This is a genomic window from Hyphomonas sp. (assembly GCF_037969335.1).
In the GTDB taxonomy this organism is placed as follows: Bacteria; Pseudomonadota; Alphaproteobacteria; order Caulobacterales; family Hyphomonadaceae; genus Hyphomonas.
This window is the reverse complement of the sequence record NZ_JBBKXE010000124.1, coordinates 1-8,019: the sequence shown is the minus strand read 5'-3', so window position 1 is coordinate 8,019 and position 8,019 is coordinate 1. Positions and strand designations below refer to the sequence as shown.

Annotated in this window: 8 protein-coding genes and 1 tRNA gene; 6 read left to right on the top strand and 3 right to left on the bottom strand. The window is 63.9% G+C overall.

Annotated elements, in window-relative coordinates; genetic code table 11:
* A tRNA-Leu gene (locus AADA04_RS09195) sits at positions 1-84 on the bottom strand.
* Between the two features lie 89 nt (positions 85-173).
* Between AADA04_RS09195 and AADA04_RS09190 the strand changes: the two genes are divergently transcribed.
* Together AADA04_RS09190 and AADA04_RS09185 are read left to right on the top strand one after the other, a co-directional pair.
* On the top strand, positions 174-782 hold the full coding sequence (locus AADA04_RS09190) for an exopolysaccharide biosynthesis protein (protein WP_340692961.1): 609 nt from the start codon (positions 174-176) through the stop codon (positions 780-782).
* A complete protein-coding gene (locus AADA04_RS09185; RefSeq protein WP_340692960.1) occupies positions 779-1,336 on the top strand; it encodes a disulfide bond formation protein B in 558 nt (185 codons plus the stop codon). Before AADA04_RS09190 ends, AADA04_RS09185 begins: the two co-directional genes overlap by 4 nt.
* Here AADA04_RS09185 and AADA04_RS09180 read toward each other — a convergent pair.
* Complete coding sequence (locus tag AADA04_RS09180; protein ID WP_340692959.1) at positions 1,333-2,517, bottom strand: acyl-CoA dehydrogenase family protein; 1,185 nt, start codon at positions 2,515-2,517, stop codon at positions 1,333-1,335. The genes AADA04_RS09185 and AADA04_RS09180 overlap by 4 nt on opposite strands.
* Before the next feature lie 79 nt (positions 2,518-2,596).
* Positions 2,597-4,486 carry a DUF885 domain-containing protein gene (locus tag AADA04_RS09175; RefSeq protein ID WP_340692958.1) on the bottom strand — a complete coding sequence of 630 codons (1,890 nt, stop codon included), beginning with the start codon at positions 4,484-4,486 and terminating at the stop codon, positions 2,597-2,599.
* Between the two features lie 108 nt (positions 4,487-4,594).
* Here AADA04_RS09175 and hemC point away from each other — a divergent pair, with 108 nt between their 5' ends.
* From hemC to AADA04_RS09155, 4 genes are all read left to right on the top strand, one after another.
* Positions 4,595-5,578 (top strand): hydroxymethylbilane synthase, encoded by a 984-nt coding sequence (gene hemC / locus AADA04_RS09170; RefSeq protein ID WP_340692957.1) that lies wholly within the window; start codon positions 4,595-4,597, stop codon positions 5,576-5,578.
* Positions 5,575-6,288 carry a uroporphyrinogen-III synthase gene (locus tag AADA04_RS09165; protein ID WP_340692956.1) on the top strand — a complete coding sequence of 238 codons (714 nt, stop codon included), beginning with the start codon at positions 5,575-5,577 and terminating at the stop codon, positions 6,286-6,288. The genes hemC and AADA04_RS09165 overlap by 4 nt, the downstream gene beginning before the upstream one ends.
* A gap of 74 nt (positions 6,289-6,362) precedes the next feature.
* The gene (locus tag AADA04_RS09160) at positions 6,363-7,571 is read left to right on the top strand and encodes a hypothetical protein (protein WP_340692955.1); all 1,209 of its coding nucleotides are present in this window, start codon (positions 6,363-6,365) and stop codon (positions 7,569-7,571) included.
* Positions 7,571-8,019, top strand: a 449-nt coding sequence (locus tag AADA04_RS09155) for a heme biosynthesis HemY N-terminal domain-containing protein (protein WP_340692954.1), incomplete at its 3' end; no start/stop codon positions are given. The genes AADA04_RS09160 and AADA04_RS09155, both read left to right, overlap by 1 nt.

Genomic DNA, 8,019 nt, shown 5'->3' with positions numbered 1-8,019 from the left:
TACCTCTGGCCGGACTCGAACCGGCACTCTGTCACCAGAAACGGATTTTGAATCCGTCGCGTCTACCAGTTCCGCCACAGAGGCCCTTTGCAGGGAAGGCTTCTCCTGCCGCATGGCAGCATGTGCTGTCAATCGTCTCGACGCCGCTAGCAAAGATCGGTAACACGGCTTGCATGACCCCTGCTTCGATTCCCGCCCAGCGCACCCTGCTGCAAACCTTGGAAGCCATGGCTGCGCGCGCGCCGGAAGACGGGTTCACGCTGCACGAAATCATGGACCAGCTTGACGAGAGCGCATTCGGCGCCGGACTCTTCTTCTTGGCGCTACCCTGCTGCATCCCGTTCCTCTATGGTGTGCCGCAAGTCGTGTCGCTGCCGATGATGGCGCTGGCCGGCCAGATGGCCGTGGGGCGGGAGCAGCCCTGGATGCCGGAGAAGTTCGGGCATCGAAAGATCGACCGGAAGGGCCTCACGCAGATGGCGACCGGCGGGCGCAAATGGCTCGGATGGATCGAAACCTTTGCCAAGCCGCGCCTGACCCGGATTACAGGCAAGAAGTCTGAACGCGTGATCGGCTTCTTCCTCTGCCTGTTTAGTGCCTCGATATTGGTGCCCCTGCCGATGACCAATACGGTGCCCGGTTTCGGCGTGGCGCTCGCCAGCTTCGGCTTGATGCAGAAAGATGGCCTGATGGTAATTGGCGGAATGGTCATCGGCTCGGCATGGATCATGGGCCTTCTGACCGCAGTTGTGCTCGGCCTGAGCACGCTCACCGGATCGTGACGCTGCGCCGCATTGTGGGTGGCAGGCTAAGCGGTGTTAGTGGCGCCATGTCGAAACTGGAAATGCTCTTCAAGGACTGGACCTGGCCGGTGGCCGCGACGGTCATATCCGCGCTCATGATTGCGATCGCTCATGCGTTTGAGCAATTTGGCGGCCTTCCCCCTTGTCCATTGTGCCTGCGCCAGCGGGAGGTCTACTGGGCCCTGATCGCTATGACCCTCACTGGCCTCGCCATCTGGAAAATTTGGCCGAAGCGGCGTTTTCTCGTTGCGCTTAACGTCTTGATTGGATTGGTTTTTGGTGTTGGGGCCGTGGTGGCGGCCTATCATGCGGGGGTGGAATGGAAGGTCTTTCCGCCGCCGGCTGGATGTGCTGCGGCGGCGATCATCGATCCGTTCGCCGTGAAGGACCTGAACCAGTCTTTCCACGTGGCAGACTGCACGGCGGCGCCCTTCTACATTCTCGGCCTGTCGATGGCAGGCTGGAACGGCGTCGTGTCCCTGGTCCTGTCGGCAACCAGCTTTTTTGCCGCAGCCGCTACAGTTCGCCGCTAGAGCCCCAGGACTTTACGGGCGATGATGGTCCGCTGGATTTCGTTCGTTCCGCCATAGATGGACTGGGCGCGCCCGGCGAAATAGGCTGACACGTCCTTTGCGGCATAAAGCGGCAGGCCGATATCCGACGCATTGGCACCGAAGCCCGGTTGGGCAAAGGCGGCAGCCGTGTCGAGGAAAAGCTCGGTAATCTGCTGGTGCGTCTGGGTCGCCAGGATCTTGATTGTCGAGGCTTCGTTGCCCGGAGATCCGCCCGAAGAAAGCCCGGACAAAACACGAAACACCGTCATTTCGAGACCATCCACGGCCATTTCGGCCTCTGTGAGCTTCCGGGCGAAGGCCGGATCGTCAATCAGGCGATGATTGCCGCCAACAGGCATGGCCGTGGCCAGCTCGCGCGCATGGCGGAGCATGGCGCGCTTGCCGCCGATGCGGGCATATGACGTGCGCTCGAAGCCGAGCAGGTATTGGGAATAGGTCCAGCCCTTGCCTTCTGCGCCGATCCGGTAGTCTTCCGGCACTTTCACATTGTCGAACAGGACCTCGTTGAGGACATGCTTGCCATCGATCGTGATGATCGGGATGAGCGTGACGCCGGGCGCATCCATCGGACAGCAGATGAAGGTGATGCCCTCCTGCTTCTTGCCTTTATTGCTGGTGCGCGCGAGCAGGAAGATCCAGTCGGCATGCTGGGCCGCCGACGTCCATATCTTGTGCCCGTTCAAAGTGTACGTTCCGTTCTCCAGGACGGCGCTGAACTGCAACGAGGCAAGATCGGAGCCGGAACCCGGTTCGGAATAGCCCTGCGCCCAGCCGACCGAGCCATCGCGGATGCCCGGCAGCCACTTGGCTTTCTGGTCCTCGGAGGCAAATGTATAGAGCACCGGACCGACATAGACGACGCCCATCGGCGTCACCGTGGGCACGCCGGCGCGCTCAAGCTCTTCATCGAACACGTATTGCTCTTCGACCGACCAGCCCGGGCCGCCGTACTCTTCAGGCCACGCGCTGGCGAGCCAGCCCTTGGCACCAAGGGCCATTTCCGAGCGGCGGACGTCTTCGGTTGTGGGCGCTTTGCCTGCCCGGTTCTTCGCAATGATGTCTGCGGGAAACTCGGTTTCGAAGAATTGCCGCACCTTGGCACGGAAAATCTCGGTCTCAGGGCTGAAAGTCAGGTTCATATGCTCGCTCCCATTTTCAGGGGCAAGCGTAGGGCAGGCCCGGCCCGTGGCAAGGCCTGCCCCAACGTCTGGTTTGGCCTCAGGCGGCCTTCTGCGTCTCGATCCAGGCGTCAACCTTGCGCTCGAGCAATTCGAGCGGCAGGGCGCCGCCACCGAGCACGGTGTCGTGGAAGCCGCGAATGTCGAACTTGTCGCCCAGTTCGGCTTCGGCTTTCGCGCGCAATTCCTGGATCTTGATCATGCCGATCTTGTAGGCCGTGGCCTGGCCGGGCATCACGATGTAGCGCTGCACTTCCGACCGGGCCTGTGTCTCTGTGATCGCGGCATTGTCGAGGAAATACGCGACGGCCTGCTCTTCAGTCCAGCCTTTCGAGTGAAGACCGGTGTCGATGACGAGGCGGATCGCGCGCCAGATTTCGGACCCGAGACGACCGAAGTCGGAATATGGATCAGCATAAGTGCCCGGCATTTCCTTGGCGAGCCATTCGGAATAGAGGCCCCAGCCTTCGGCATAGGCGGTGAAGTTCGCCTGCGTCCGGAACTGCGGCACGCCGGTCAGTTCCTGCGCGATAGCGATCTGCATATGGTGGCCCGGAATGCCTTCATGATAGGCGATGACTTCAAGTTCGCGCTTCGGCATGGCGGTCATGTCCGACAGGTGGGCATAGTAGATGCCAGGACGCGAACCATCCGGTGTGCCGGGGAAATAGTGCTGGGCGGCACCATCCTGCTCGCGGAAGGCTTCAACCCGCTTCACGACAAGGTCTGCTTTCGGCAGGATGCCGAAATAGTTGGGCAGCTCGCCTTTGATCCGGTCGATATCGGCGGTTGCATCGGTGATATAGGCGAGGCGGCCTTCATCGGTGTTCGGATAGTAGAAGCGCTCATCGTCCTTGCTGTCGCGCAGCATGGTGAAGAACTCATTCAGCGTGCCTTCAAACCCGACAGATGCCTTGATGGCCTCCATGTCGCCGCGGATGCGCGCGACTTCTGCCAGACCCAGTTCGTGGATCTCGTCGGCGGTCATATTGGTCGTCGTCTGGGTCTTGAGACGATAGTTGTAATAGTCGGCGCCATCCGGCTGCAGGTAGGCCCCGACGGGTTGGGTCGAGTCCGGCGAGTTCGCCATGTCTGCTGTGGCGAAGGCGATGACGTCATTATAGGCGCCGAGGAAGTCGCCCTTGAGGGCTTCTTCAGCCTCGGCGAGGAAGACGCCGCCCTGCACTTCGTCAATGCTGCCTGCGTCGACGAGCGATTGAATGTCGGACTTGATGTCAACCAGGATCGCGCTGTCTTCACCCTCGGTGAACGGTGCGCCGGTGATGATCTTCTTTGACTGGTCGATCACGCCTTCATAGGCGAATTTGGGGGCGTGTACGCCGCGATCCGCTGACTCTTTCGCGACGGCGATGCCTTCGCGCAGCGCCCGGCCGCCTGCGCTGATCCGCTTGATATAGGCCGCCATGTCGTCTGGCGTGTCGACGGAGTGGAAGCTGATCAGGAAGGTCGGCAGGAAGTTCTGGATGCCGTTCATCTGGTCGAAGACGAAGCCGTTATACCGGTACGCGGCGCCTTCGGCGGCCTGATCGTATTGGTACTTCCAGAGATCGTAGGACATCTTGTCCTCGGCGGAGAGCGCGTCGTAATCGAATGACGCTTCCATTTCCTCTGTCGCGGCCTTCTGCCAGGCCAGCTGTTCATCCTGGCAAGCGAAGGTCATGCAGTCGATCTCGTCATTCCTGTCCTTGCGGCCCTGAAAGGACAGTCCGATCGGGCTGAACTGGAGCTGTTCTTCATATTTCGCATCGAACCATGTGTTCAGGCGCGCGCTCAATTCTTCAGCGGTCTCAGCGGGCGCTTCGACGACGGCAACCGTCTCGACGGGTGTGAGGTTTTCGGCGGGGACGCTTTGGCTGGCACAGGCGGAGAGGACAAAAGCGAGGGCGAAGGCAGAAACTGAGCTGCGCATGATGAGGGAACTCCCAGAGATTATTTCCGATTAACGATAAGACGACGTATCGCCTTCTGCGGCGCGCTGTCAATTGGCAAGCTCGTGTATGGCGGCTAGAGGAGTGTGATGACAGACCCACGCCGCTCTCCCGACAATGCTGCCCGCAGCGACCAGAAAATCGTGCGCATCGGTACGCGCGGCTCACCCCTCGCGCTGGTGCAGGCACGCCAGATTGCAGCCTCGCTTGAAGTGAGTTCCGGCGGTGCGCTGCGCGGCGAGATTGTGCCGTTCACGACCAGTGGCGACCAGCTCACGACCGAGCGCCTGATTAATGCAGGGGGCAAGGGACTTTTTACCCGTGAGCTCGACACGGCGCTGGATCGAGGCGAGGTGGATATCAATGTTCACAGCCTGAAGGACGTGCCGGTCGTCTTGCCAGATGGCCAGATATTCGCGGCCTACCCACAGCGCGAGGATCCGCGCGAAGGGTTCCTGTCGCCAAAGGCGGATCGTCTTTCTGACCTGCCGCCCGGTGCGAAGGTCGGCACGGCCTCGCTGCGGCGCGAGTCGCAGACGTTGGCACTGCGACCCGATGTCGAGATCGTGACGTTCCGGGGCAATGTGGCGACGCGCATGCGCAAGCTGGAAGAGGGACTGGCAGACGCCACCTACCTGGCGATGGCGGGGCTGACGCGGCTCGGGCTGGCGCACCTGGCGACGCCGATTGCGCCGGACGAGATGCTGCCGTCAGCGGGGCAGGGGATCATCTGCGTCGTGACGCGCGCGGATGGCCGGGCAGATGTGCGTGAGGTGCTCAGCCTGATCGATCACGCCGAAACCCGCGCTGCCGCGACCGCCGAGCGGGCCTGTCTGGCAGCCCTTGATGGCAGTTGCCGGACGCCGATTGCGGCGCACCTGTTTGACAGGGGCGAGGACTGGCAGCTGGTCGGCGAAGTCCTGGCGCTGGACGGGCAGCAGCGTTGGCGGGCCGACGGGACGTGCCGCAAGGGAGCGAGCGAGGCGCAACTGGTGGCGCTGGGGCGCACCGTGGGCGCAGACATCCGCACTGCAGCAGGCGGAAAGCTGCCTGCTTTCGTGGGCGACTGGTGAGCCTTCCTGTCATTGTGACGCGGGCCGAACCTGGTGCGGCCGATACAGTCGCGCGCCTCAAAGCGGCCGGATACGAAGCGATCCTGTCGCCGGCCCTGACGCTGGAAAGCCTGCCGGATGCTGGGCTGGAGATGGACGGTGTGCGCCACCTGGTTTTCACCAGTGCCAATGGCGCCCGCTACTTCCTGGAGCGCCGCGCTGTGGGGGCGCTGACGGTGTGGTGCGTGGGTGAGGCGACCGCGGCAGCGGTGCGGCAGGGGGGTGGTGAGGACGTGCGGGAAGGCGATGGAAACGCCGCCGATCTCGCTGCGATGATCCTCGCCGCGCCTGAGGTGCAGACGGGCGCGCTGCTGCATATCGCGAATGAGGCGGCGGCGGGCGACCTGGTGGCCACCCTCAAAAACGCGGGACTAGATGCGCGGTTTGCCGCGCTCTACCGGACCATGCCGGTCATGGACCTCAGCCCCGAAGCCGCCAGCGCGCTGGACACGGCGTCGCGTGTGGTGGTGCTGGTTCATTCCGCGAAGGGCGCAGCCGCCTTCCGCGACGCGGCGCGGGGACGCGATCTGTCGCGGGTTGTCTTCGTCGCGATATCGCCTGCTGCCAGCCAGCCGCTGGCCGGGTGCGGCGCGCGGGCCGTGGTCAACGCAGCCCATCCGAACGAGACGGCCCTGATGGACGCGGTCGATACAGCTGTGCTGGCCCTGTGAGGGCGACCTTTGATCGACGATGACGTATATGTCAGTGTGATTCCAAATCCCGCCTGCGAGGAGCAGACAGACAGATGAGTGACGATCCCGAGGACGACACCCCGGTTACTTCCACCGAGCCGATCGATGCAGATTTCGAACCGGCTTTCGATGACGCGGCTGATGCGCCTGCCGACGGCGCGGACGGGTCCGGCCCGGGTTGGCTGGCTGTGGCCGTGGCTGCGCTGATCGCGGCGGGTATTGGCGGCGCCATCGGCATCATCGCGACCATGGCGATTCCGGACAAGGGCGACGGCGGCGACGTTGCGGCGCTGACGGCGGAACTCGACGCATTGAAGGCGGGCCAGGAGGCGGCCGACCTGGAGCGCAACAAGGTGATCCGGGATGCCGCCGAAATGGAGTCGCGCTTGAGCACGGGCCTGAATTCGGCAGCTTCCAGCAGCCCGGACCTGAGCCCCCTGCAGGATGAGATCGATGCCCTTTCGAGGCGGCTCGATGCGGCACTGGCAGCAGACAGCGGCGACGCGCTGGCGAACCTGTCTGCGCGTCTCGATGCGCTTGAGGCGGTCGACACGAGCGGCGAAGCGACAGCGGCGGAACTTGCCCGCTCGCTCGGCGCGCTGTCGGAACGGGTTACGGCGCTCGAAACACGGCTCGCCAGCCTTCAGTCCGACATGCTGCGCAGCAGCGGCGACACGACCGAACTGACAAGCCTGATCGAGCGGATGCGGAACGATGAGGCGGCGGTGCGGGCGATGGCGGAAGCGTCCGCGACCAGCGCCGACGCCGCGCTGGCCCTGTCGGCAATCGAGGCGGCGTCGCGCCGGGGCAGCTCCTTCGAATCCGATTATCGCAAGCTGCGGGCCGTGATGCCGAAATCGGCGACGGTGCGGACGCTCGGTGAGGTGGCGACAACCGGCGCGCCGACCCTGGCCGAATTGCAGCAGAGCTTCGGCCCGGCCAGTGCCAAGGCGCGCGCGGCGGTGCCTGCCGAGCGGCAAGGCGCGCTGGGCTGGCTGAACAATATGTTCGGCGATGCCGTGACGGTGCGCGGGGCGGAGGGCGAGGGCGAGGAAGACGGCGCAACCGTGACGCTGTCGCGCGCGAAGGCGGCACTGGATGCGGGTGACCTGGAGGGCGCTGTCAGCGCGCTGGGCACCCTGTCCGGCGAACCGGCGGCGGCGATGGCTGACTGGACCGGATCGGCAAACCGGCGCATCACACTCGAAGCGGGCCTCGAAGCCCTTCGGCTGAACATGATCGATGGGGAGGGCCAGAACTGATGAACCGGATATTCCTCTTCATCGTCATTCTCGTGATCATTGTCGGCGGCGCCCTTGTCGGCTTCTGGGCCGTGACGCTGCCCGGCAGTGTGGTGATCAATGACAGTCGCGGCGAGCTTGTGTCGCTGCATTCCGGTGTCGCCGCCATCGCTCTGATCGTGTTCGGCGGCCTTGTTGCGGCGGCCTGGTGGGTGATCAGCGGCCTGTTCGTGTTGCCGGGCAAGATTGGCCGCTCGCGCCAGTCGAACCGCGCCCGCAAGGCCAATATGGCGCTGGCTGAGGGCCTGCTGGCGGCAGAGGCCGGCGATTCCACGCATGCGCTGAAGCTCGCCCGCAAGGCGGTGAAACATGCCGAGGACGAGCGCCTGAAACTGCTGCTGGAAGCGCGCGCCGCCGAAGCCAATGATGACTGGGCCGGCGCCGAGCGCGCCTGGGGCCAGCTGGCACG

What these genes read in the sequence shown, in the direction of transcription:
- AADA04_RS09180 (WP_340692959.1), bottom strand. Translation starts at nt 2,517, where the DNA reads ATGAACCTGACTTTCAGCCCTGAGACCGAGATTTTCCGTGCCAAGGTG.
- AADA04_RS09175 (WP_340692958.1), bottom strand. Translation starts at nt 4,486, where the DNA reads ATGCGCAGCTCAGTTTCTGCCTTCGCCCTCGCTTTTGTCCTCTCCGCC.
- AADA04_RS09190 (WP_340692961.1), top strand. Translation starts at nt 174, where the DNA reads ATGACCCCTGCTTCGATTCCCGCCCAGCGCACCCTGCTGCAAACCTTG.
- AADA04_RS09160 (WP_340692955.1), top strand. Translation starts at nt 6,363, where the DNA reads ATGAGTGACGATCCCGAGGACGACACCCCGGTTACTTCCACCGAGCCG.
- hemC (WP_340692957.1), top strand. Translation starts at nt 4,595, where the DNA reads ATGACAGACCCACGCCGCTCTCCCGACAATGCTGCCCGCAGCGACCAG.